At 42.6% G+C, this 25699-nt stretch carries 23 protein-coding genes; 8 read left to right on the top strand and 15 right to left on the bottom strand.

The features are described from left to right. Nucleotides 1-76: 76 nt before the first annotated feature. The 14 genes from ACFSVN_RS05430 to paaA form a co-directional block, all read right to left on the bottom strand. Nucleotides 77-844, bottom strand: a complete 768-nt coding sequence (locus ACFSVN_RS05430; RefSeq protein ID WP_390299737.1) for an enoyl-CoA hydratase/isomerase family protein — start codon at nt 842-844, stop codon at nt 77-79. A gap of 39 nt (nt 845-883) precedes the next feature. Continuing rightward, a complete protein-coding gene (gene paaZ / locus ACFSVN_RS05435) occupies nt 884-2926 on the bottom strand; it encodes a phenylacetic acid degradation bifunctional protein PaaZ (RefSeq protein WP_390299740.1) in 2043 nt (680 codons plus the stop codon). 89 nt (nt 2927-3015) lie between these two features. Then, the gene (locus ACFSVN_RS05440) at nt 3016-3606 is read right to left on the bottom strand and encodes an acyltransferase (protein WP_390299743.1); all 591 of its coding nucleotides are present in this window, start codon (nt 3604-3606) and stop codon (nt 3016-3018) included. A gap of 37 nt (nt 3607-3643) precedes the next feature. Next, complete coding sequence (locus ACFSVN_RS05445) at nt 3644-4018, bottom strand: four helix bundle protein (protein ID WP_390299746.1); 375 nt, start codon at nt 4016-4018, stop codon at nt 3644-3646. A 50-nt stretch (nt 4019-4068) separates the two neighbouring features. Continuing rightward, nucleotides 4069-5283: a 3-oxoadipyl-CoA thiolase gene (pcaF, locus tag ACFSVN_RS05450; protein ID WP_390299749.1), complete on the bottom strand. Its 1215-nt coding sequence runs from the start codon at nt 5281-5283 to the stop codon at nt 4069-4071. A 19-nt stretch (nt 5284-5302) separates the two neighbouring features. Further along, nucleotides 5303-5653 carry a four helix bundle protein gene (locus ACFSVN_RS05455; protein WP_390299753.1) on the bottom strand — a complete coding sequence of 117 codons (351 nt, stop codon included), beginning with the start codon at nt 5651-5653 and terminating at the stop codon, nt 5303-5305. 39 nt (nt 5654-5692) lie between these two features. After that, the gene (locus ACFSVN_RS05460; RefSeq protein ID WP_390299756.1) at nt 5693-6106 is read right to left on the bottom strand and encodes a PaaI family thioesterase; all 414 of its coding nucleotides are present in this window, start codon (nt 6104-6106) and stop codon (nt 5693-5695) included. A 69-nt stretch (nt 6107-6175) separates the two neighbouring features. Then, nucleotides 6176-7345, bottom strand: coding sequence for a 3-hydroxyacyl-CoA dehydrogenase NAD-binding domain-containing protein (locus ACFSVN_RS05465; protein ID WP_390299759.1), 1170 nt, complete (start codon nt 7343-7345; stop codon nt 6176-6178). A 153-nt stretch (nt 7346-7498) separates the two neighbouring features. Further along, nucleotides 7499-7876 carry a DUF4260 domain-containing protein gene (locus ACFSVN_RS05470; RefSeq protein ID WP_390299762.1) on the bottom strand — a complete coding sequence of 126 codons (378 nt, stop codon included), beginning with the start codon at nt 7874-7876 and terminating at the stop codon, nt 7499-7501. Between the two features lie 169 nt (nt 7877-8045). Continuing rightward, nucleotides 8046-8837, bottom strand: a complete 792-nt coding sequence (gene paaG / locus ACFSVN_RS05475; RefSeq protein WP_390299765.1) for a 2-(1,2-epoxy-1,2-dihydrophenyl)acetyl-CoA isomerase PaaG — start codon at nt 8835-8837, stop codon at nt 8046-8048. Between the two features lie 373 nt (nt 8838-9210). Beyond that, entirely contained in the window at nt 9211-9720 is a 510-nt protein-coding gene (paaD, locus tag ACFSVN_RS05480; protein ID WP_390299768.1) for a 1,2-phenylacetyl-CoA epoxidase subunit PaaD, read from the bottom strand. Nucleotides 9721-9794: 74 nt separating this feature from the next. Beyond that, complete coding sequence (gene paaC, locus ACFSVN_RS05485; protein WP_390299771.1) at nt 9795-10580, bottom strand: 1,2-phenylacetyl-CoA epoxidase subunit PaaC; 786 nt, start codon at nt 10578-10580, stop codon at nt 9795-9797. An 87-nt stretch (nt 10581-10667) separates the two neighbouring features. Further along, nucleotides 10668-10967 carry a 1,2-phenylacetyl-CoA epoxidase subunit PaaB gene (paaB, locus tag ACFSVN_RS05490; RefSeq protein WP_390299774.1) on the bottom strand — a complete coding sequence of 100 codons (300 nt, stop codon included), beginning with the start codon at nt 10965-10967 and terminating at the stop codon, nt 10668-10670. 213 nt (nt 10968-11180) lie between these two features. Then, nucleotides 11181-12125, bottom strand: coding sequence for a 1,2-phenylacetyl-CoA epoxidase subunit PaaA (gene paaA, locus ACFSVN_RS05495; RefSeq protein ID WP_390299777.1), 945 nt, complete (start codon nt 12123-12125; stop codon nt 11181-11183). A gap of 125 nt (nt 12126-12250) precedes the next feature. Here paaA and hppD point away from each other — a divergent pair, with 125 nt between their 5' ends. The 6 genes from hppD (at nt 12251) to ACFSVN_RS05525 (ending at nt 20868) form a co-directional block, all read left to right on the top strand. Beyond that, on the top strand, nt 12251-13387 hold the full coding sequence (hppD, locus tag ACFSVN_RS05500) for a 4-hydroxyphenylpyruvate dioxygenase (RefSeq protein ID WP_390299780.1): 1137 nt from the start codon (nt 12251-12253) through the stop codon (nt 13385-13387). A 77-nt stretch (nt 13388-13464) separates the two neighbouring features. Then, nucleotides 13465-14625: a homogentisate 1,2-dioxygenase gene (locus ACFSVN_RS05505; protein ID WP_390299783.1), complete on the top strand. Its 1161-nt coding sequence runs from the start codon at nt 13465-13467 to the stop codon at nt 14623-14625. Between the two features lie 205 nt (nt 14626-14830). After that, nucleotides 14831-15559 (top strand): DUF305 domain-containing protein, encoded by a 729-nt coding sequence (locus tag ACFSVN_RS05510; protein ID WP_390299786.1) that lies wholly within the window; start codon nt 14831-14833, stop codon nt 15557-15559. A 49-nt stretch (nt 15560-15608) separates the two neighbouring features. Then, nucleotides 15609-17621 (top strand): LVIVD repeat-containing protein, encoded by a 2013-nt coding sequence (locus ACFSVN_RS05515; RefSeq protein WP_390299789.1) that lies wholly within the window; start codon nt 15609-15611, stop codon nt 17619-17621. A gap of 149 nt (nt 17622-17770) precedes the next feature. Further along, nucleotides 17771-19117 carry a M24 family metallopeptidase gene (locus tag ACFSVN_RS05520; protein WP_390299792.1) on the top strand — a complete coding sequence of 449 codons (1347 nt, stop codon included), beginning with the start codon at nt 17771-17773 and terminating at the stop codon, nt 19115-19117. 98 nt (nt 19118-19215) lie between these two features. Continuing rightward, nucleotides 19216-20868 carry a class I adenylate-forming enzyme family protein gene (locus ACFSVN_RS05525; RefSeq protein ID WP_390299795.1) on the top strand — a complete coding sequence of 551 codons (1653 nt, stop codon included), beginning with the start codon at nt 19216-19218 and terminating at the stop codon, nt 20866-20868. A 60-nt stretch (nt 20869-20928) separates the two neighbouring features. Here ACFSVN_RS05525 and ACFSVN_RS05530 read toward each other — a convergent pair whose 3' ends face one another. Beyond that, nucleotides 20929-21294 carry a hotdog fold thioesterase gene (locus tag ACFSVN_RS05530; RefSeq protein ID WP_390300156.1) on the bottom strand — a complete coding sequence of 122 codons (366 nt, stop codon included), beginning with the start codon at nt 21292-21294 and terminating at the stop codon, nt 20929-20931. A gap of 179 nt (nt 21295-21473) precedes the next feature. Between ACFSVN_RS05530 and ACFSVN_RS05535 the strand changes: the two genes are divergently transcribed. Both ACFSVN_RS05535 and ACFSVN_RS05540 read left to right on the top strand, forming a co-directional pair. Then, the gene (locus ACFSVN_RS05535; RefSeq protein ID WP_390299798.1) at nt 21474-23261 is read left to right on the top strand and encodes an AMP-dependent synthetase/ligase; all 1788 of its coding nucleotides are present in this window, start codon (nt 21474-21476) and stop codon (nt 23259-23261) included. A gap of 73 nt (nt 23262-23334) precedes the next feature. Further along, nucleotides 23335-25680 (top strand): 3-hydroxyacyl-CoA dehydrogenase/enoyl-CoA hydratase family protein, encoded by a 2346-nt coding sequence (locus ACFSVN_RS05540; protein WP_390299800.1) that lies wholly within the window; start codon nt 23335-23337, stop codon nt 25678-25680. Nucleotides 25681-25699 lie beyond the last annotated feature (19 nt).

Here is a 25699-nt window from a genome sequence, read left to right on the forward strand (position 1 = left end):
AAATTAATTAGGTTGCAACGGATTATACTAATTGTTGAAACTAATTGTGATACTGAGTCTGTAGATTCCCTTTAGTCTAACTTTTACTTTTAAACTTTCTGATAAAGTTCTTAGTAAAATCAGAGAGTACTAATCGTCCACTTATCTCAGCTCTTTGTTCCAAAAGAAGATCCCAGTCTTCAGTTCCTTTCCATAGAACAGCTTTCAGGTCACGCATAGCTTCAGGGCTGCTTTTCGCAAGTTGAGCTGCAAGTTCCGATACGGACCTGTCTAATTCTTCTGTAGTTTCATGCACTTTGTTGAACATCCCCTTTTGCTCAGCAAATTCGGAGTCATACCAATTGGTAGCATCCACAGACATGGTTGAAAAAGCACTTTTCCCCACTTTTCGTTCTACTGCAGGACCAACCACAAAAGGGCCAATTCCCAATGCCAGTTCACTCAATTTAACAGCGGCATCTTTATGGGCGAATGTATAGTCTCCGGCTGAAGCAATTCCTACTCCACCGCCTACGGTTTTACCATGAACTCTTACGATGATCAATTTTGGGCAGGTACGCATTGCGTTTAATACAAGAGCAAAACCCATGAAGAACTCTTTTCCGGTTTCATAGTCATCAATTGCGATCAGTTCATCAAAAGAAGCTCCGGCACAAAAAGCGCCATCACCACGACTTTTTATTACGACAACTTTTATATCCTGGTTATCGCCGGCAGAAGTAATAGTTTCCGCTAACTTTCGAAGAATGGCTCCCGGCAGAGAATTTCCTTTGGGATGAAAGAATTCAATGGTTCCAATATTATTTTCGATGGATAAATTTACCGATCCGTTTTGTTCACTCATTACTTAATTCAACATTTAAAATTCAAAATTTAAAATTTCCTAAACTTCGTCTATAGGTAATTTATTCTTCCTCTTCATCAAAGTGAGGATCGTGTACTCTGCCACCAAAACCTCATCCTGATTCGTTACTTCTACATCCCAATACACAACACCGAATGGGAATTTGTCATCTTTCTTTTGCTGGCGGATATTTTTTCTTTTCAGTATCAGTTTAGCCTGAATAGTATCACCCGGGAAAACAGGGGCTACAAACCGCAGATTCTCCAAACCATAGTTCAGCATCACAGGACCTTCATCCGGATCCACAAACAAACCGGCCGTTGCAGAAAGCACGAAGTAACCGTGGGCTACGATCTTGCCAAACAGTGACCGAGCCGCAGCTTTGGGATCTGTATGGGCGTAAAAGTGATCTCCGCTCAATTCGGCAAATTCTTCAACATCTTTTTCAGTAACGGTACGCTTCTTGGTGGTCATTGCTTCTCCGACCTCCAATTCCTCAAAATATTTTTGGAAAGGATGTTTGTCCGATTCAGTGGTTTCAGCTCCACTGATATGCTGCTTCACTATATTCCGGAGTGTAGTTGGAGATCCCTGTAAGGCAATCCGTTGCATATTATGCAGTACAGCGCGGGCACCACCCAATTCCTCACCACCGCCGGCATGCCCCGGACCTCCGTGGACCAGTGATGCAATCGGTGATCCATGCCCGGTCGATTCTTCAGCTGAATTTTTGTTGATCACCATAAACCGTCCGTGATAGGGGGCACAACCCATGGTGATTTTATGAGCAAGCTCATCATCAGCTGTAAATAAAGAGCCCACTAACGACCCGTTGGCTTTGTTGGCAATATCAATGGCTTCTTGTGTATTTTTGTAGGGCATTACGGTGGTCATTGGACCAAATGCCTCAAGCCGGTGAACCTCATTTACCTGCATGGGCTGATGACAGACCAATACACGTGAATTCGTGTAAGCTCCATTTAGATCATCATTTGACATATAAACGGTTTCGGTGATTTCAGAAAGTTGTTGAAGCTGTTCTTCAAATCTTTCGGCTTGAAGGGAACTTGCCAATGGCCCCATTCGGGTTTCTTTTTCTCCGGGATCACCGATGGTGGTTTTCCCCAGTCGGGTTTTTAGTGCTTCAATAACTTCATCTTCCAGATGTTCCGGAACGATCGTTCGGCGAATGGCCGTACACTTCTGGCCGGTTTTTACGGTCATCTCCCTCGCCACTTCTTTGATGAAGAGATCGAATTCCTCCATGTCTGGAGTAACATCTTCCCCAAGAATAGAGCAGTTCAGTGAATCAGCTTCCAGGTTAAATTGTACATTATTGGCGATGATATTTGGATGGGCTTTCAGTTTTTGTCCGGTCAGGGCTGAGCCGGTAAAAGCTACGGAATCCTGACTTATTAAGTGGTCGAGCAGGTCGCCTGGTTTATCAGCAGCAATAAACTGAACCGCTCCTTCAGGAAGAATGTCTGACTCGATTATATCTTTAAAAACTTCACATGAGAGATAGGATCCAACTGGAGATGGTTTAACGATAACCGGCATTCCTGAGATGATAGCAGGAGCCATTTTCTCCAACATGCCCCAGATCGGAAAATTGAACGCATTGATGTGAACAGCCACTCCATGTTTGGGCACACAAATATGCTGCCCTATGAAAGAGCCCTTGCGGGAAAGGCGCTCGGTGTCACCTTCTACATGCCACGGAAGGTCAGATAGATGCCGTCGTGATTTACTGGAGATCCCAAAAGCAGTGATGATACCGCCCTCAATATCGATCCAGGAATCAGCTCGTGTTGCCCCGGTATGAGTGGAGATCTCGTAATACTTCTCCTTGCGCTCCATCAGGTATTGGCCAAGAAATTTGATCTTGAACGCTCGTTCATGGATGGTCATCTCGCGAAGTTTTGGCCCGCCAACTTTTCGGGCATATTCGAGCGCTGACTTGTAATCAATATCAGCCTCAATCATTTGAGCAACCGGTTCACCAGTAACCGCACTGAGCAGCTCCGTTTCTTTACCTTCTGTTAACCATTCGCCTTTTATAAAGCTTTGTACTTTCATCATATTTTCTTCTTAAAATAAAGGAAAACAGGGTTCAGAACTCAGTATGTTCTAATCTGAATCCTGTTTTCTGTATTCTGATTTCTTACTTCTTACTTCTTACTTCCCCATGTCTCATATCCCATTTCCTGATCTTTTCGACCATCAGGAACTTCTCTAAGTGGCTCACATTCTTTTAAGGTCTCATGTAACTCTTTCGGTAGTTTTTGATAAAGACCGGTTCCCTTGGTTTTCCATGCCGCCATTTCATCGGTAACATCTTTAACGATCTTTGCCGGATTCCCAACCACTACTTTTCGATCAGGAACCTCCATCCCTTCAGGAACAAAAGCTAAGGCTCCAATAATCGATTCTTTTCCGACTTTCACATTATCCATAACTACAGCATTCATCCCGATTAGGCAATTTTCACCAAGATGTGCTCCATGAATAATCGCACCATGTCCAACATGAGCGGATTCCTCCAAAGTAACCGTAACTCCGGGAAACATATGGATAGTGCAGTTCTCTTGAATATTACACCCATCCTTGATCACGACTTTACCCCAATCGCCCCGAATAGCTGCTCCCGGACCGATATAGACATCCTTTCCGATAATCACATTCCCCGTTACCGCTGCTTGGGGATGCACAAAAGCCGTTTCGTGAATGACAGGTTTATATCTATTAAATTCGTAGATCATGGAGATTAGGAGATTAAGTTATTGAGAAATTTAGTTCTCATTTCTTTGAGCCTTGTTTTGATTTTTTCAAATAGGCGATATATCCATTTAAAATTTTCAAACAATGCAAGATCTGGTTGTTAAGTTCATCAAAGGCATTTTGTTGTATATATCCTTCATCAAGTGCACATATTAAGTGTTCTTGTGTTTCATAGAGTGAACCGCGAGCCATTCTGCAGAATTGAATGTTCTCTTGATAATGATACCTCCCAAATCCTTCTGCAATGTTTGCCGGAACGGATCTTGAAGAACGAATGATCTGATCTTTTAATCTGAATTTTTCGTCTTTAGGGAAATCCTTTACCAAAGTTGATACCATTTGTCTCAATTCCCGGGCAGATTTCCACGATTCTAATTCAGATAGTTTATACATGACCCGCCGTAGTTACTTAATTACTCAATAACTTAATCTCCTAAAAACCATTACACTTTCTCCAGAATAACAGCCATTCCTTGTCCAACCCCAACACATAACATGCAAAGCGCATATTTGTGAGATTCTTTTTCGTGAAGTTCGACCGTGGCCGTTTGTAACAATCGTTGCCCGGTCATTCCCAGTGGGTGTCCCAATGCAATAGCACCGCCGTTAGGGTTGAGCCGTGGATCAGCATCATCCATTTCCAGCATTCGGGTTACGCCGAGAGATTGACCTGCAAAGGCCTCATTTAACTCAATGACGTCCATATCAGCCAATTTCAATCCGGCGCGTTTCAATACTTTTTGAGCTGCTTCCACCGGGCCCAGTCCCATAATTCTTGGTTCAATTCCCGACACAGCATGTGCCAAAATTCTTGCCTTAGGTTTCAAGCCAAAATCCTTGACTGCTTTATCCGAAGCAACTAACAAAGCACCTGCGCCATCATTTAATCCGGAAGCATTACCTGCTGTTACGGAACCGTCTTTTTTGAAAGCGGGACGTAATTTTGCTAATACTTCAGCTGTGGTATCCGGACGCATAAATTCATCATGCTCGAACAGATATGGATCCTGTTTTCTGCGGGGAATTTCTACCGGTATAATTTCTTTAGCAAGACGGCCTGAGTCTCTTGCGGCTCCGGCTTTTTGTTGGCTCCAGGCCGCAAACTTATCTTGATCTTCGCGGCTGATGTTATGCATTTCAACTACATTTTCAGCTGTCATACCCATTCCATCGGTACCGTACATTTCTTCCATTTTTGGATTAACAAAACGCCATCCAAAGGTAGAGTCATGCATTTCCGTGGTGCCTGAATATGGAGAAGATCCCTTACCTAAAACGATCGGTCCCCGTGTCATGTGTTCCACTCCGCCAGTAATAAAAAGCTCTCCTTCACCCGCCTTGATGGCATGGTAGGCTTTCACTGTGGCACTCATTCCCGAGGCACACAATCGGTTCACTGTTTCACCCGGTACAGAGACCGGTATTCCGGCTAAAAGTGAAGCCATACGAGCCACATTCCGGTTGTCTTCACCGGCTTGATTTGCACATCCAAAAATGACATCCTCAATTGCTTCCAGGTCGATCTCAGGGTTTCTTTTAATAAGTTCTTTGATCGGGATAGCAGCCAAGTCATCGGCTCTGATCGAAGACAGTGCGCCTTTTAATTTTCCAATTGGAGTTCTGATTCCGTCTATGATATATGCTTGTTTATTAGACATGAGATGTTAGATAAAAGATTTAAGAGAATTTTTTGATTAGAGTAAAAATCATCTTTTGAATTTCTGATAAGTCAGACGAAATGGTTTTAAGTTGATCAGAAGATATATAACCAAGCTTTTGGCTAATCAATAATTGTGTTTCAAGTTCAGAGCAAGAGCCGAAAGAAATGTTTAAGAAATGACGAAATTCATTATCAGAGTTTCTTCCAGCACCTTCAGCTATATTAGAGCTGACTGAGACTGAGCAACGTCTCATTTGAGACACCATTCCAAACTTTTCCTCAGCAGGAAATTTTCTAGTCAGATCATAGATTGATACTGCCAATTCAATTCCTTTTCCCCAAACGTCTAATTGCTTGTAATTATGCATTCTTAAAATCTTTCGTCTTTAATCTATAGTCTTACATCTCTATTGATGTGACTTACCAGTTCTGTAAACCGTGCCTCTAAACTCTGCTACTAATTCGTTATCCTGATTTGAAATGCGGACTTTATAAACACCGATTGTTCGTCCATTTTGGAGTTCTTCAGTTTCAGCTATCAGTTTATCACCAACACTCACTTTTTTTGTAAAGTTTATATTGTTTTCCAGAGCAAGGGAAATGGTACCTCTGGAATTGGATGCAAAAGCGAGGGCACTATCCGCAAAAGAGAATGTAATTCCGCCATGACAAACTCCAAAACCATTCGTCATCTCTTCGCGGATTTTCATGCAAAGTTTGCAATATCCGGGCTCAGATTCCAAGATCTCAATTCCCATCCATTGGGAGAAGGGGTCGTTTTGGAACATGTTGTTGATGATGGGGTGATTTTTTTTACTCATATGTCTATATGTGAACTCAGAATACAGTAGTCAGAATTTTCTAAAGTGAGTTCTGATTTCTGACTTCTTTTAATAAAAACTCTTTTGATCTGCCACCATTTTCTTCAATAATGGATTTGGCCGATAACGATCTTCACGATATTCAACCTGCAGTGCGGTCATTCTGTCAAGCACATTCTTGAGTCCGATCTCATCCGCCCATTTCAGCAAACCTTTGGGGTAATTAACTCCGTTCTGCATAGCAAGGTCCACATCCTCAGTAGAGGCAATATTCATGAATACAGCATCACAAGCTTCGTTGATCAGCATAGTCAGTATCCGGTCAAAAATTTCTTGTCCAAGTTCTTGATCTTTTTCCGGAGCTGGATTCTTGGAGTCATCGTTATAATTATAAAATCCACGTCCTGATTTTCTCCCTAACCATCCTGCTTCAACCATTCGCTTTTGTGCAAAGGATGGTTTGAACCGAGGATCATAATAAAAAGCCTCAAATACCGTGCTCGTGACTTCATAGTTCACATCGTGACCTATCAGATCCATCAGCTCAAAGGGCCCCATTCGGAAACCTCCGATCTCTTTCATAGCCCAATCGATAGTGGCGGCGTCAGCAATGCCTTCTTCAAAAATACGCAAGGCTTCTCCGTAAAATGGTCGGGCCACACGATTCACGATAAATCCCGGTGTATCCTTACCGGAAACCGTGATCTTATTCCAGCTTTTTATAAATTTTTTGGTTGAATTAAAGACCTTATCATCAGTCGCAATCCCCGATATGATCTCTACCAGTTTCATTAAAGGTGCGGGATTAAAAAAGTGTACTCCTAAAAAACGCTCTGGTTTTTTAAGGGCTGATGAGATCGCTGCAATGGAAAGGGAAGAGGTGTTAGAAGCAAGAACGCAATCTTTAGAAACTATTCCTTCAAGTCTGGCGAAAGTGTCTTTTTTAACAGCCAGATCTTCAACGATCGCTTCTATCACAAAACCGCATTCGCTAAAGTTGGTAATGTTATCTACGAATTCAATTCTATTCAGAATACCATCCACTTCCTCCTGGGTCATTCGTTCTTTTTCCACCTGTCGGGCAAGGATGCTTTTCAATCCAGCTTTGGATTTTTCTAGTTGTTGAGGATAGGCATCGTATAAATAGACTTGGTGTCCCTGGGTAGCTGCTACCTGAGCAATTCCTGTTCCCATTGTTCCGGCGCCAACAACGCCGATCTTAGCTTCATTAGATATCATAGAATTTCTTTGTTTATCGTCTGAAAAATCGCTTCCAAGATAAGGAATCTGAAATGGAATGCGTTGTAAATTGCTCTAAATTTTTGAAACAAGAGCTTTTAATAGCCTGAAAAATAATTAGCTAAGAGAAAGTATTAAATTATTGGATGAGATTTAGTTTCCAACTCTTCCAAGATGCGTATGCTTGAAATCATCCGGAAATTTGAGTCCGTACCCGAAAACCCGATCAAAAGCAGCATGGCCAAGGAACACAATTCCTACGGTTAACAACCATTCCATTTCAGCAAAGTATCCGGCTAAGATCAGTCCGATCATGATTCCTTTATGGTGAAGGAGGTTGTAAACCCAAGAACCGACCTTTGTATTGATAAAGTAGGCCGCAAAAGAAACATCCGGTAGAAAGAAGAGCAAAGCGAACATCCACCAATTATATTCTGTGATCAAACCAAATAAAATGACAGAGCCAATGAAAAGGGCTAATTCTTCGAGGGTGAGAAGGGTTCTGAGGTTTTTCGTGGGTTCAATATTCATGACGGGTTACAATTTTGATGTGGAATTGCAAGTACGCAAAAGAGCGCGCAAAGTTGATCACAGATTTCGCTTATTACACAGCAAATGGTGATAAATTTTATTTAGAAGCTACTCGTTACTTATAATCTGTAGCATCTGTGAAATCCTAAAATCAGTGTAATCAGCGATCCTAATTACCCTTGAACTTCGGCTTCCGTTTTTCTAAAAAAGCCTGAACCCCTTCATTATAATCATGGGTTTCTCCTGCCTCTGCCTGCAGGTTAGCTTCCAGTTTCAGTTGAGATTCGAGATCGTTTGAAAAGCCGGCGTTGAATCCACGTTTGGTTAGGCCAAATCCCCGGGTAGGCATTTTAGCTAGTTTTGAGGCAATAGCTTGGGCTTCTTTCATAAATTCATCAGCTGGATATGACTTCCAGATCAGGCCCATTTCAACGGCATCATTAGCGGTGATCTTTTCACCTAAAAAAGTCAAAGCAGTAGCGCGGGCCAGCCCGATCAGCCTTGGTAAGATATAGGTTCCACCACTGTCGGGAATCAATCCAATCTGTGAAAAGGACTGTATGAACTTGGCTTCCTCACTGGCAATTACAATATCACAAGCGAGTGCTATATTTGCCCCGGCTCCGGCAGCAGTTCCGTTTACAGCACAAACTACCGGCTTCTCCAGTTCCCGAATTCCTTTGATGATGGGCAGGTACGTATGATGTACAATTTCACTTAGATCGCGATCGGGGTCATTTGAGACTTCTGTGGCTTCAGCGAGATCTTGCCCGGCACAAAAAGCACGCCCGACTCCTGTTAAAAGTACGCACCGCACATCCTGGCTTGATTCAGCCTCCATCAATGCTTCTTTTATCTGAGAACCCATCTTGAAATTGAAGCTGTTGAGTTTATCAGGTCGGTTCAAAGAAATCGTTAAAACACCGTTTTCTAAGTTAGATAGGATCATTGAATCACTCATAAGGGAGCAGGAGGTTTTCGGTTAATAAGAAAAAGGGTAGTTCCGGTACAAAGAATTGTATTGGGTGACTGTGTAGGTGTCAACATTTAATCTGCTGGTGTATGGATAAAATCCGGTACCATCAAACTTATTTCTGAGGAGTATATCTTTTAGTAGCCGCCCGGTTACTCTAAGTGTCTTGTCGAACTTTTGATCGAAGGTTGAATTTTCAGGAATGTTGACTTCCAAACTATAGCTTAGAAAATTGTTAGGAATAAATGAAATTTCTGTTGACAGGCTGTCCAAAGTTGAAGGGGGAAGCGGTTTTATAAACTGTGCTCGTACAGTAGTAGAGCAGATAAATAAAAGGCAGGTGATTAATAGTGCCCTCATTTTAAATACATTTGAAGTGTTCAAAAGGTTGATCACAATTATCGCAAAAATATTGAGACTTACAAGCTGTTGAACCAAATTTACTGACCAATTTCGTCTCAAAAGATTCACAAAAAGGACAGGGAATAACTTTAGTGCTGGACAAGCTTTTCAGAAAATCCCCTTCTTCTTCCGTTTTCTCTGGAGGAGCAATGCCATAGTCTTTGAGTTTGGCTTTAGCTTCCTCCGTCATCCAGTCGGTGGTCCATGTTTCAGCGAAGTCAAGCTTCACCTTAAATTCTTCAACCCCACGCTCCTCTAACTTTTCATTAACCAGCTTTTCAATAGCATTCATAGCCGGACAGCCGGAGTAGGTGGGTGTGATCTTAACCAGAACTTTACCGGCTTTATCCACTTCAACTTTCCGGGCAATTCCCATCTCCACGATGTTGAGCACCGGGATCTCAGGGTCAGTCACTTCCCTCAGGAAGTCCCAGATCTGCTGTTCGGTATGTAGTTGAATGGTTGACATTATAGCATGTGAGTTATTGTTTTGAGTGATGATTTGAGTAACTAAAAACTAAACTCTCAACACTCAAAACTCAGTTACTTCCACTCCGCATCTGGATGAGAGCGGCGTAAAAACTGCATTTGTGCCAGCATGTGACCTAAATGCTCAGTATGAATTCCATTTCGGCTGCCACTCATCATAAATTGATCCCAATCGGGAACCGTAAGTGTCGCTTCTGATAACGTTTCTTCCACCAATTTTTTCCATTCTTTTTTGAATTCTGATGAATCAACACCCATTCCTTCTTTAATCATGAGATCATCTACTTCATCCATGTAGAAAAGTTCATCGGTATACATCCAGAGCTCATCGAATGATTCCTGAATTCTGTTATGACTTTCCTCAGTTCCATCACCCAAACGAAGGACCCACTCGCGGGAATGTCTAAGGTGATACTTGATCTCTTTCAGGTGCTTATTGATCATTCCTGCAAATTGCTCGTCCTTTGCCTCTTTCAGCCTTTCGTATTGGAAATAACTGAATGCACTGAATAAAAATTGCCGGGCAATGGTAAATCCGAAATCGCCTTTGGGTAGTTCACATAGCTGGAGGTTCGTGAAATCGCGGTCATCACGGAAGTAAGCAAAATAGTCTTCATCATGTCCTTCATCTTCGATCTCTGCAGCATATTCATACAGTGTTGTGGCATGCCCAATGAGGTCTAAAGCCATATTGGCCATAGCCAGATCTTCTTCAAGCTGAGGTCCGTGCCCACACCATTCGGACATTCGCTGCCCCAAAATGAGTCGGTCATCTGCAAGACGGAGCAGATAATTTAGAAATGCTTCTTTTTTCGTCAATTCTTTAGTTTCAGCAGTCATTCTTGTAATCAATTACTTTTTGTTAATCGTTATTTGTGTAATGATTATTAGTGTTGATCCCAATCACGAATAACCATTAACCAATAACTAAGACCTCTTCTTAACGGCTCTTGGTACACTGTAAAACTGCGGGTGCCGGTACGGCTTGTCATTAGCAGGATCAAAGAACGGACCCATATCTTCCGGAGTAGAAGCAGTGATATGTTTTGATTCTACCACCCAAAGGCTCACGCCCTCATTTCTGCGGGCATAGGTATCTCTCGCATTCTGCAAAGCCATTTCCTTGTCGGCAGCGTGAAGGCTTCCGGCATGTTCGTGGGGCTTTCCTGATTTCGGTTGTGTGAAAACCTCCCAGAGAGGCCAGTTGTCTTTATTGTTATCTGTCATGAATGTTTTGTCGATTTATGAATTTGATTTCGTATCCAACACTTTCCTCTCTCTGATTTCCAGCAAAGCTGAAATCGGTCTCTCTCCAAAGAGAGACAGGTTCTTGTTAATTCATATTCTGTTCATGAAATCAAGATATTAGCCATTGGCTAGAACCTGTGTCCCTTCGGAGGGACAGCAAGTGCAGCTCGCTGCGTCTTGCAGGGAGGATCGTCACGATGCTTTTTCTTGCTGTAATTTTTTCTTTCGAGCGTATGCATTAGCCGCTTCGCGAACCCATTCGCCATTTTCATGGGCAGCTCTTCTTGCTTTCATTCGCTCGCGATTCATGATGCCGTTACCTTTTACCACATTCCAGAATTCATCCCAGGGGATATCACCGAAATCCCAATGTCCGGTTTCTTCGTTGTATTCCAGATCCGGGTCGGGAAGGGTAAGTCCAATGGCTTCGGCTTCCATTACCATACGATCAACGAAATGCTGACGCAGTTCATCATTGGTTTTTAATTTCACTTGCCATTTAATGAGCTCAGCACTGTTTGGAGAATCAGAATCGTGCGGCCCGAACATCATCAGGCTTGGCCACCACCAGCGATTAACAGAATCCTGAGCCATTTTTTGCTGCTCAGGGGTGCCGTCAGCCATTTTGGCGAGCATCTCATATCCTTGCTTCTTGTGGAAACTTTCTTCCTTACAGATACGGACATTGGCTCGGGAATACGGACCATATGATGAGCGGGCAAGCATGGTTTGATTTACGATTGCAGCCCCATCCACTAACCACCCGATAGCACAGATGTCAGCATAGGTCATAGTAGGATAATTGAAGATACTTGAATACTTGGCACTGCCATAGAGATACTGATCTACGAGCTCATCTCTTTCAATACCCAGCGTTTCCGTGGCACTGTACAAATAAAGTCCGTGCCCGGCTTCATCCTGAACCTTGGCCAAAAGCACTAATTTTCTTTTCAGGGATGGAGCCCGCTCGATCCAGTTACCTTCGGGTAGCATACCCACAATTTCAGAGTGCGCATGCTGACTCATCATCCTAATTAATTGCTGGCGATACCGTTCCGGCATCCAGTCTTTAGGTTCAATTTTTTCGCCCGCATCAATGCGAGCTTGAAATTCGTTTAACTTTTCTTGATTCTCCATATGGAAGCGCTTTTTTATTTTGTAAATTAAACAAATCGATATTTACAATCATTCAGAAGATACTTTAAATCTAATTAAATCTCTGAGTGGTTAAGTGAGAATAAAAAATTAAAGGGATTAGTAAAATGGCTGAACTGGAAAACACCCTCAAAAGACCCGTAGAAGAAAAATTTGATGATCATCTTGGGCTTCAGGATGTAGATTATGTAGAGCATTATGTAAGCAATGCCAAGCAAGCAGCACACTACTACATTACCACCTTTGGGTTTGAACTGAAGGCCTACTCCGGATTAGAGACGGGCGTAAGGGACCGGGCTTCGTATTATCTGGAGCAGGGAAATATTCGGTTTGTAATATCGGCTCCGTTAAACAGTAGCTCGCCGATCTCAAAATTTGTGCATAAGCACGGAGATGGAGTTAAAGATATCGCCATGCACGTGGAGGATGTGGATCGTGCGTTCAACGAATCCGTAAAACGTGGAGCTGAACCGGTTACGGAACCGTATGACATGAAAGACGAACATGGGACTATCCGGAGGGCAGCGATCAAAACCTACGGGGATGTTATCCACTCTTTTATAGATCGTTCCGGTTATGATGGTTTATTCATGCCCGGATTTCAGCCTAAAGAAAGCTTGGTCAAATCAGAATCTGTTGGCATTCAGTTTGTGGATCATTGTGTTGGAAATGTGGAACTGGGACAGATGGAACGCTGGGTTGATTTCTATCGGGATGTTCTTGGTTTTACTCAATACATCAGCTTTGACGACAAAGACATTTCTACAGAATATTCTGCTTTAATGAGTCGCGTGATGGCCGGTGGCCGAGGAATGATCAAATTTCCCATAAACGAACCTGCAGATGGGAAGAAAAAATCCCAGATCGAAGAATACCTTGATTTCTTTGAAGGTCCCGGAGTGCAACATGTTGCTATGCTTACCGGAGATATCATCGATACCGTAACTAAACTGCGTGATCGGGGTGTAGAATTTCTAAAGGTTCCGACAACGTATTATGAGGAATTGGAAGATCGGGTTGGAAAGATCGATGAGCCTGTAGATAAACTTGAAGACCTGGGAATTTTAGTGGATCGTGATGATGAAGGATATCTGCTACAGATATTCACCAAGCCGGTGGTTGATCGGCCGACTTTATTTTATGAGATCATTCAGCGTAAAGGCGCCCGTGGTTTTGGAAAAGGAAATTTTAAAGCCCTTTTCGAAGCTATAGAACGCGAACAAGACCTGAGAGGCAATCTCTGATTAATTTTAAATGCTTAAATGTTGAATGTTAAATGGCCACAAAACCATTTAACATTTAAAACTCAAAATTTAAAAATATGTACTATCACGCATTAGGAAAGATCCCTCACAAACGCCATACCATATTTCGCCGGCCGGATGGCGAATTGTACACTGAAGAACTTTTTGGAGCTGAGGGCTTCCACGGAAATAGTTCGCTGTTGTATCATCACAACATGCCAACCCGGGTGATCAAGATCGCGGAAGGTGCTAAGTATGAAGTAAAGAAAGCGGACGAGAAAATGCTTCGACACCGCTTGCTGAAGACTAAGGATATTCCTGCCGGAGGGGATCCGGTTTCAGGCCGTAAAGTGCTGATGTTCAACAATGACATTCAGATCGGTGTAGCCCGCCCTACCGACAGCATGGATTATTTCTACCGAAATGGAGAACACGATGAATTGCTCTTCATACATGAAGGCGAAGGGCACATTCAATCCGTATTTGGTCGCCTTGATTTTGGGTATGGTGATTACATATTCCTTCCGCGCGGAACAACCTACCAAATGAATTTTGAGACCGATGAAGGTCGTTTTCTTTTTGCTGATTCCACCGGGCCGGTCGATTTCCCGAAACGTTATCTATCGGAAATGGGCCAGTTTATGGAGAATTCACCATTTTGTGAGCGGGATTTCAGATTACCATCCGAGCAATTATTCTTCCCGGAAGGAGGGGAGTTCGAGGTACGTATTAAAAAAGGAGGGCGTTTCCATCATTATACCTTCGATCATCATCCTTGCGATGTAGTAGGATGGGACGGTTACCTCTACCCATGGATTTTCAATATTAAAGACTTTGAGCCTATTACGGGACGCATTCACCAACCGCCTCCGGTTCACCAAACATTCAGAGGGCACAATTACGTGGTGTGCAGTTTTTGCCCGCGTAAATTCGATTATCATCCCGAATCCATTCCGGCACCTTACAATCACTCCAATGTGGACTCCGATGAGATGATCTATTATGTGGAAGGGGATTTTATGAGTCGTGAAGGAATTGGATATGCAGATATCACACTGCATCCGGGGGGTATTCCACACGGACCTCAACCCGGGAAAGCTGAAGCCAGTATCGGGGCTGAAGAAACGGATGAATACGCCGTAATGATCGACACCTTTCACCCAATGTATGTCACAGAAGATGCAATGCGATTAGATGATTCAAGCTATCCGTATTCCTGGTTGGAAGACAAAGACTGAGGAGAGGATTTACATAGAGTTTAGTCTTCATTAGTTAAATTTTAGATATGTTATCTGAAGTGGCTTTAAATAAGTACAACAAATTCATGAATTAGTCGTAGCAAGCATGTGATTTAACCATCTGTTATATTTGGAATGGTTTTTCATTTAATTTGCTCTTATCATAAAATCAAAGATTTCAAGATTGGTGTATTACAAAAACGTTATGGATATTTTAGATTTGAAAAGTAACATGTTATTTAAAGGAAGTAAGTTATTATTGATTCTTTGTTTAGTAGCGGGGTTGTCGGCTTGTAAGAGCAGCCAAAAGGCAACAGAGCAAAATAGCGAAGAGATAACAGAGACTTCGGATGCAGATGATAAGTTGGAGGAGTTGTTTTGGGCCCGGCAAGACAGTGCCCGTATGAACTTCACAGAAGCTGACGCTGAGTTTATGACAGGAATGATAGCTCATCATGCTCAAGCATTGATCATGTCTCGTCTGGCCCCCGAAAATAATGCCGGTTCGCAAATTCAAGTTTTAGCGGCCCGAATCATAAATGCCCAAAAAGATGAGATCAAATCTATGCAAAAGTGGCTTCGTGACCGTGAACAACCGGTTCCCGAAGTACATATTGAAGGTCTTAATCTCATGATACACGGTCTGGGAGATGATCATATGAAAATGGATCATACCAACATGGCAGGAATGTTATCTCCGGCTCAGCTCAAAGAGTTATCAGAAGCCAAAGGCCAGGAGTTTGATCGGCTTTATTTAAAATATATGATCGATCACCATAAAGGTGCCGTAACTATGGTTGAAAAGCTTTTTAGTACTGATGGGGCAGCTCAGGATGAAGGCGCTTTCCGTTTAGCCACAGATATACAGGTGGACCAAAAAACAGAGATTGCACGTATGCAGCTTATGCTGGATGAAATGACTGCATCCAAGTAACCAAAAAAATTAAAAATTTTATTTTAACAGAAACCAACCCTTAAAATTTATGATGAAATCAGATACAATTAAGAGCCCGGCTACTTTTACCGGCTCATTCAAAATACTATTTATGTTGGCTCTGGCAGTGGGTGCTTATGGGTGTTCTTCATCTTCTATGATGGATGATACCTCAGCAACAGTTCCATCCATTGAGCCTAAGCCAATGACGGAAGTAACACCGCCAAGCCCGGATCCCAGGGTAGGATTAAAAGCCGGACTATTTGATGCTGAAGAAGCAATTTGGAACCTGAATATGCTTTCTCAAACTCCGCCACCTGAAAATTTTGTAGGTGTTACCAATTCAGACCTTGCTTTCAAAGATAATTATGCTTTTCAGGGTAATTATAATGGTGTGATCGTTTGGGATGTGTCAAACCCAAGATCTCCGGAATTGGTGGTCGATTATTTATGCCCGGCCTCACAAAGTGATGTTTCTGTCTACGGGAACTTAATGTTTGTTTCCGGGGAAGGATTTGGCGGACGCCTCGACTGTGGTACTGAAGGAGTTCAAACAGCAGTAAGTAAGGATAGACTTCGCGGTATTCGAATTTTTGATATTACTAATATTGAAGAACCCAAGTACATCGCAAATGTGCAAACATGTCGCGGTTCACACACACATTCTGTATTAAAAGACCCTGAAGATGATGAAAATGTATACATCTATGTGTCAGGTTCTGCTCCTGTACGTCCTGCTGAGGAAATGCCTGAATGTGTTAATGCAATGCCTGAAGATGATCCAAATTCATCTCTATTCAGAATAGAGGTTATTAAGGTGCCATTAGATAATCCCGAAGAAGCTGCGATTGCAAGCTCTCCGAGAATTTTTGAAGACCTCAAAGCTCCTCCAACTCACGGTCTTGCTCCTGCCGACCTTGAAAGAGTTCGGGAAGCTGAGGAAAGTGGAGCTTTTATAGTAGAAATTGGAGGAACACCACGTGTGCTTCCTGATCGTTTTGTAAGTCAGTTGATGGGTAACGTCATGCAAGAACGAGGCAACGAAACCGGCGAACCTACTGCTGCTGACAGCGCTGCGCTCAGAGAACAACTGCCCGACATGATCGCTCAAATGTTTGGTGGCGGTGATGACGCTGAAGAACGAGGCCCTAACCAGTGCCATGATATTACATTGTATCCTGAAATTGGATTGGCGGGTGGTGCTTGTGAAGGTTATGGACTTTTACTTGATATCACTGACCCGGTAAATCCAAAACGTGTTGATGCAGTTGCAGATTCTAACTTCTCATACTGGCACTCTGCTACCTTCAGCAATGATGGTAAAAAAGTATTGTTTACGGATGAGTGGGGCGGAGGCGGACAGCCTAAGTGTCGCGAGACAGATCCTTATGAGTGGGGAGCAAACGCTTTATTCACTATTAATGATGACAGAGAAATGGAATTCCAAAGCTACTATAAGCTTTCTGCTCCACAAACTGAGTTAGAAAATTGTGTGGCTCACAATGGTTCTTTGATTCCTGTTCCTGGTCGTGAGATCATGGTTCAGTCTTGGTATCAGGGAGGTATCTCAGTGTTTGACTGGACAGATGTCTCTAACCCTGTTGAGATTGCTTTTCATGATCGCGGACCTACAGATGCAACAAGCATGGGTATGGGTGGAAGCTGGTCAGTTTACTGGTACAATGGTTTGATCATCAACTCTGAGATAGCCCGTGGGTTGGATATTTTTGAATTAGAACCAAGCCCATATATCACTCAAAACGAGATCGATGCTGCAAATACAGTTAAGTTGGATTACCTGAATGCTCAGGGACAGCCAAAGTTCGAATGGCCCACTACTTTTGCCTTAGCTAAAGCATATGTGGATCAACTTGACAGAAATGAAGGATTAAGTGATGCAGATATTGCGTCTTTACGTGCAGGTATCAGCAATGCTGAACGTGGTAATAAGAATGTGTTGAATGAATTAGCCGGCAATATTGAAGCTAAAGCTCGTTCTTCTTCACAATCTGAGAAAGTCCGAACCTTGGCACAAACGCTGAGAGATCTGGCATCCATGTAACAGGATTCATACAATCTGAGTTAAATTTAAATCCTGCTCCGTTTTTTCGGGGCAGGATTTTTTTTCCTGACTTTATCTGATAAGCTCTTGCACCTCTGAAGATTCCTAATCATATTCATGACCAAAATTTTAATATATAAACAGCTCACATGAAAAAGCTTCTACTTCTCCCTCTGTTATTTTTATTAGTGTATACTCACAGTTTTGGGCAAAATTACCCGCAGATCCTTTCTATGAAAGAACGTGCTGAAGTTATAGATGATCTGCTTAAAGATAAGGTTCAAAATGTACTTCCGGGTCTGATGGAACGTACCGGTATTGATATGTGGGTGGTAGTTTCAAGGGAATATAATGAAGACCCTGTGATCAAAACGCTGTTACCTGCTACATGGCATGCTGCTCGCCGTAGAACAATTTTGGTAATGCATAATCTTGGAAATGGGAAAGTAGAAACACTTGCTGTAGCCAGATATGATGTGGGTGAAATGTTTAAAAGAGCATGGGACCCGGAATCAGAACCTGATCAGTGGAAAAGGCTGGCAGAGGTCATAGAAGAAAGAGACCCTGAAAAGATAGGAATAAATATTTCAGAGATCTGGGGGCATGCCGATGGTTTAGTTGTTACAGATCACGAGGAAATGAAAGCTGCGATCGGTGAAGAATATGCAAACCGCTTGGTCTCTGCTGAGAAGCTTGCAGTAGGCTGGCTTGAAACACGTACTCAAAAAGAGATGCAGATCTATCCGCAAATTGTCCGGATTGCACATGATATCATTGCAGAAGGATTCTCGGATAAAGTTATACAACCGGGTGTAACAACCACCGAGGATGTTGTATGGTGGTATCGGGAGAAGATCAGGGAACTGAAGTTGATCACATGGTTTCACCCCAGTGTATCTATTCAGCGAGCTGATCCGGAATCCTTTGATCATCTAAGAACCTTTGATAGTCGTCCAGGTGAGAATGTCATCATTCCCGGTGACTTGCTGCACGTAGATTTCGGGATCAAATACCTTCGCTTGAATACAGATACCCAGCAGCACGCATATGTACTGCGTCCCGGTGAAACAGAAGTGCCCGAATATCTCCGTAAAGCATTTGAAAATGGAAATCGTGTACAGGATATATTTACCAACAATTTCAGAGAAGGACGTACCGGGAATGAAGTACTTAAAATGTCTCGTGAACAAGCCATTGAAGAGGGATTGAAGCCGAGTATTTATACTCATCCGTTAGGATATCACGGTCACGCTGCTGGAACCACATTAGGAATGTGGGATGCCCAGGATGGCGTGCCGGGAGATGGTGACTACCCGCTACATTTGAACACAGCTTATTCCATTGAATTGAATGCGGCCACCTATATAGAAGAATGGGGTAAAGAGATCCGCATTATGCTGGAAGAAGATGCTTTCTTTGATGAGACTGGTGTCTGGTATATTGATGGCCGACAGCGTGAGATCATGACTGTACCTCGTGTGCCTGCTAAACAGTAAAGTAGACCACCTGTTAATGCAATACAGTCTACGGTCTTGATATCTTTTTAAATCTTTTGGGAGCATCTGCTATAATCTGTAAAATCAGTTAGAGTAAAATGGAGTTCAATAGTTTAGAAGAAAAGATAAGTCATGCAAGGAGTATTTCTGAATCGTTACCTGACTTGAATGTAGATTTCAGAAAGCTACTGAAAAGAGGTATTGGGACCGAAAAGGTATATCTGACCTACAGGGATGAAAGTCAGAATAGAACAGAGATAACCTATCGTGGGTTCTATGAGTATGTGTTGAATACAGCAAGATTTTATCAGTCTAAAGGACTCCAGCCAGGGGATAAAATTGCCACTATTTCCCATAACCACTGGCATACCGTGGTGCATTATTTTGCGGCCTGGTTTTGTGGATTGGTGGTGGTGCCGGTAAATCTTGGAGAAGATGATAATCGCATTACCTACATTCTGGAAAACGCAGAAGTGAAGTTAGTACTGGTCAGAGATGAATATGCAGAACGAATTCAGTCTGTCATTGGCGAAAATGAACAGCTTGGCAACATAGAAGTGGTTATATGTGATGAATCCGTTGATTCTTTTTCCACACAAGACGGCGAGCTACGGGAAGCAAAGATCAATATTGAATCAGAAGCGCTGATCGTATTTACCTCCGGTACCACCGGGAACCCCAAAGGAGTTGTTTTAACTCAGCGTAATCTACTGGAAGATGCCCGAGCGGTCAGTCAATGGTATAACATTGATGGTCAAACAAAAATGATGTGTGTTTTACCCATTCATCATGTGAATGGCACGGTGGTGACCATGGTCACGCCGTTTTTTGTGGGCGGATCCACGGTGTTGAATAAGAAGTTCAGTGCTGGAGGTTTTTTCAAAGCCATTGAAGAAGAGCAGGTTCATATCGTTAGTGTAGTGCCGACCTTGCTGCAGTATCTAACCAACTACTATGAAGGAAAGGATGCTCCCGGATCGAAGCAGTTTCGCCATATCATTTGCGGGGCGGGGCCGCTGACAGTGAAAGTGGCTCAGAACTTTGAGGAGAAATTCGGCATTCCCATCATTCATGGATATGGACTTTCGGAAACCACATGCTATTCCTGCTTTATTCCGGTAGATCAGCCCAAAAAAGAACACAATAAATGGATGCGGGATTTTAGCTATCCAAGTATTGGAATCCCGGTTTCTGCCAACGAGATGGACATTCAGGATGAACAAGGTAATTCCCTGCCGGAATGCGAAAGGGGAGAAATTATCATCCGCGGAGTCAATGTGATGAAAGGATACTTCAATAACAGGGAAGCGAATGAGTCAGCATTTAAAAATGGCTGGTTTCGAAGCGGGGATGAAGGCTTCATCAAAAAAGACAAAGAGGGTAATCCTTACTTTTTCATTACGGGAAGGCTGAAAGAGCTGATCATTCGCGGGGGCATTAACCTGGCTCCATTGGAAATTGATGAAGTGATCAATAAAGCCCCGGGTGTAAAAGCCGGAATTGCGGTGGGATTTGAAAACGACTGGTACGGAGAGGAAGTCGGTGCGTATGTGCAGCTCAAAGAAGAAGCGGAGCAAGACGAAGAAGCTATTTTAGAGTATTTCCGGGCACATCTGCCATTTTCAAAGTCACCCAAGGTGGTTGTATTTGGGGAAGAACTTCCGGTAACCTCCACCGGTAAGTATCAGCGACTCAAAGTGGCGCATTTGTTTGACGAATGGAAAGAGATACAGTTTAAAAAAAATGAATAATTTTAAATGTTGAATGTTAAATAGCTCTCTCATTTAACATTCAACATTTTGTATTTAAAATTACCTATTCACTACCGCAAGCGTACAACGCGAAGTACAAACCAACTTATCCCGTTTATCCCGTATTTCGCATTCCCAAACCTGTATCTTTCTCCCGGTGTTAATAGGCCTAGCGGTCCCGGTAACTTTTCCTCCCATTTTCACCGACCGGATATGATTGGCATTGATCTCAACTCCTACCACAGTTTTGTCCATACCTTCGAGCAAAAACCATCCACCGACTGAGCACAATGTTTCAGCTAATGCAACTGAGGCTCCACCATGCAATACTCCAAATGGCTGTACAGAATTTTCATTCACCGGCATGTTTGCAACAATTTTATCTTTTGAGAGATGCTCAAATTCTATCCCAAGAGCATGCCCCATGTGCTTATGCTCAAAGTTGAAGTAGATTTTAGCTTTTTCTTTTAATGAATCATCAACAAACATAAAACTTGAATTTGATTAACGGTGTTAAGTTATTAAAATAAAGGTATGGAATCGCTTTCAAATGAAAGATGAAAGTGTATCTTATTCAATATCCGTGAACATGATAGGAAAATATTATGAAATACGAACCGACCACTATTTTATCAATTGTTGAACAAGGCTACGAGAAAAACCATACGGGAATCTATTCTGCAGTAAAGCGAGACGGCGAATGGATCGAGACTTCTATTGATGACTTTAGACAAATGGTTAGAGACCTTGCCCTTGGACTGTATGAATTAGGGGTCCGGAAAGGAGATAAAGTTTCTCTGCACGCAGAGAATTCAACAGAGTGGTTGGTTATTGATCAGGCTATTCTTTCTGTCGGTGCCGCGGTAGTTCCTATCTACACAACCCAGCCTGGAGAGCAGATCAAGTACATTCTGGAGAATTCAGAATCTAAAGTTCATTTTGTTTCAAATGATGAGGTGTTTGCAGAGATAAAGCCTCTTATTAAAGAGGTTGAAAGTGTTAAGGCTATTATTTCGATCCTGGGTTCTGATCATAAGAAGCTGCGTACTTTTGATGATATCCTTGAGTTGGGACATAAGAAAGGAGAGGAAGACCCGGCTTTATTTGAGAAGCTCAGAAATGAGGTTGAACCTGAAGACTTAGCTACACTTATTTATACATCGGGTACCACCGGAGTGCCAAAAGGGGTTATGCTTACGCACCATAATATTGCAAGTAACGCGCTGGCAGCACATGAAATATTCCCATTTGATACAGATGATTATGAAACGCCAAAAGTACTTTCCTACTTACCACTGGCCCATATGTTTGAGCGGACAGCATCCTATATATATGCTTATGTAGGTGTCCCTCCTTATTATATCGAAGATGTAGAAGATATTCGTGATGACTTTGCCAGTGTAAAACCCATCTACTTGGTCACAGTTCCCCGATTGCTTGAGAAGATCGTTACCGGTATCAAAGTAAAAGGGCAGGAGATGAGCGGACTTAAAAAACAACTTTACTATTGGGCAGTGAATTTGGCAGAAGAGTACGACCCGGAAAACCCTCCGGCTAAATGGAAATGGAAAATAGCTGATAAACTGGTGTACGCAAAGATAAGAGAATTATTCGGCGGACGAATGGTTGGATTTAATGTAGGGGGAGCCGCACTTTCACCAAATATTGCTCGGTTTATAAATGGGATCGGAATTTATTGCGGATTGGGATATGGTCTTACAGAAACCTCACCTGTATTAACGGGCCCTCCAAAAGGAGAGCTTAGGATCGGATCTTCCGGAAAGGCCATTACCGATGTAGAGCTCAAGATTGCCGAAGATGGCGAAATTTTGGCCAGAGGCCCCTATATCATGAAGGGATATTACAAAATGCCTGAGAAGACGGATGAAGCGATCGACTGCGAAGGTTGGTTTCACACGGGCGATATCGGTCATTTGGATGAGGACGGTTGGCTTTTTGTGACGGATCGAAAGAAATCTTTATTCAAATTATCTACCGGAAAGTATGTAGCTCCTCAGCCAATAGAGAATGCCTTGGTAAACAGTGGCTTCATAGAGCAAGCTGTAGTGGTTGGCAGTGAACATAAATTTTGTGGAGCGCTTATCGTACCGAATTGGGAAAACATGAAGAAGAGATTCAAAACTAAGGGATATGAATTTCCTGAGGAGAATATCACTGAAAATGAGTATGTGATCAAAAGGATTGAAAAAGAAGTGGAAAAGGTAAATGCTGATCTTTCAAAATGGGAAAAAGTAAAAAGGTTTAAGCTTCTGGAAGATCAATTTACCATTGAAGATGGAGAGATAACTCCTACACTGAAGGTGAAGCGAAATGTGATCAATGAAAAATATAAAGAGCAGATCGATGCTATTTATGCCGATGAGGATACATAAGTTCTCCGGAATTTTACTGATCAGTACGGAGAGAGACGAGTCATAATTCAAACACGAAATTAAGAGATTAGAAATGAGTACTGGAAAATATGCCATCAAGAAAGTAGCAGTTTTAGGTTCAGGAGTTATGGGAAGCCAAATTGCAGCCCATTGCATCAATGCAGGACTCGATGTGGTTCTGCTCGATCTGAAATCAGATGATGAGGGCAGGCCTAACAAAATGGCAGAAGAGAGCCTTCAAAAAGCCTCCAAAATGAAACCTGCTCCTTTTGGGAAACCTGATTTTGCCCAGCGAATTGAGATAGGAAATTTCGAAGACGATTTTGATAAATTAAAGGATGCAGACTGGATCTGTGAGGTGATCATCGAAAGAATGGACATCAAGAAAGACATGATGTCTCGTATTGATGACATCCGAAAACCGGAAACGATCGTGAGTTCCAACACTTCAGGACTTCCGATCAGCGAAATTGGAGAAGATTGCAGTGAAGAGCTGAAAGCACATTTTCTGGGAACGCATTTCTTTAATCCCCCGCGGTATATGAAGTTGTTGGAAGTGATCCCAACTGAATCTACTTCGGATGAAGTCACAGAATTCATGCATCGTTTCTGCGAAAAAACGCTCGGCAAAGGAGTGGTGATTTGTAAAGACACACCTAACTTCATCGCTAACCGGGTCGGGATACTTTCCATTGCGAATATCATGCCCTATTTCTTTAATAATGAATTCCGGGCGGAAGAAATTGACCTGCTAACCGGAACACTTACCGGTTATTCTAAAGCAGCAACTTTCCGGACTGCTGATATGGCCGGACTGGATGTAACCAATCACGTAGCAAAAAACCTAAACCCTTCCATTCCGGATGATGAAATGCAGGAGACCTTCAACCTACCTGATGAATTCCAGAAAATGGTAGACGAGGGAATGATCGGAAATAAAGCCGGTAAAGGATTTTATACCAAGAAGGATGGGGAATATCTGGTGCTCAACTCAGAGACGTTTGAGTATGAGTCGCAGCAGAAGATGGAAGACCCGGTCTTGCAAGAGGCAAATGATATCAAAGACACGGCAGATCGTCTCAAGTTCCTGGTGAATTCAGATAGTAAGATCGGTGATTTTCTCTGGAACGTACATCGCGACCTATTAATGTATGCAGCAAACAGGATTCCTGAAATAACGGATTCACCACTTTCTATAGATCGTGCCATGCAGTCGGGTTTTAATTGGGAAATGGGGCCGTTTGAACGCTGGGATGCTTTAGGCATTAAGGAAACAGCTGATAGGATTGAAAGGGAAGGAAAAGAAGTTCCGAATGTCATTAAAGAAATGTTGGATGCCGGGATCACTTCCTTTTACAAAAATGGAAAAGTGTATGACCCGGTCTCCAAATCTATGACTGAAGTTCCACCGGAAGCTAAGAGTGAGATAAAGGTTGAGGAACTTCGAAAAGAGCGTACACCAATATTGGAAAATGACAGCGTCGCTCTTCATGATATGGGTGATGGGGTAGCATTATTTGAGTTCCACACACCTCATTCTACTCTGGGTGCAGAGTTGGTGAGATCTCTGTATCGATCACTCGATATAGTTAAGAAGGATTTTAACGCTTTAGTGATCAGCCATGATGCTGAGAATTTTGCTTTTGGAGCGAATCTAAAAGAAGCATTGGCAGCTAAGCAAAATGATGATTGGGACAGTGTGGTTGAAGCAGTTGAGAATTTCCAAAAAACTGCAGTCGCATTGCGATATGCTCCTTTCCCCATAGTTGCAGCACCATTTGGAAAAACATTGGGTGGCGGTGTAGAATTTTGTCTCTATGCTGATAAAGTGGTTGCACACCATGAATTATATATGGGATTGGTGGAAGTAGGCGTAGGGTTGATCCCTGCCGGAGGAGGAACTACAGAATTACTTCGGCGTGCAATGAATAAACTTGAGGGGGAAGCGGATCCGCTGCCTTTCATTCGCGAGGTATTTAAAAGAATCGGAATGGCAAAAGTCTCTGAAAGTGCACATCTGGCTAAAGAACTGGGCTATCTCAGAAATTCCGATACCATCGTCATGAATCGTGATCTGCTTATCAAAACTGCAAAAGAAGAAGCACTGAACCTGGTTCAGGCCGGGTACCGATCTCCCGCAGAAACGCCAATCAAAGTATTGGGTAAAACAGCTCTTGCTGCCATGAAATTAATGCTGCATGTAATGCATGAAGGGAAGTTTATTACCGATTACGATCAGGTAGTAGCAGAACGTGTTGCTTATGTACTGGCAGGTGGTGATTTAAGTGAAGAACAGGAAGTTCCGGAATCTTATCTCTTGAAATTAGAAAGGGAAGCCATCCTTGAGTGTCTACGGGACGACAGAACCTTAGCCAGGATGGAACACATGTTGAAAAAGGGGAAACCTCTTAGAAATTAGTTTTTAGTAGTGAGTATTG

It is taken from the genome of Gracilimonas halophila, from assembly GCF_042684365.1.
Lineage (GTDB): Bacteria > Bacteroidota > Rhodothermia > Balneolales > Balneolaceae > Gracilimonas > Gracilimonas halophila.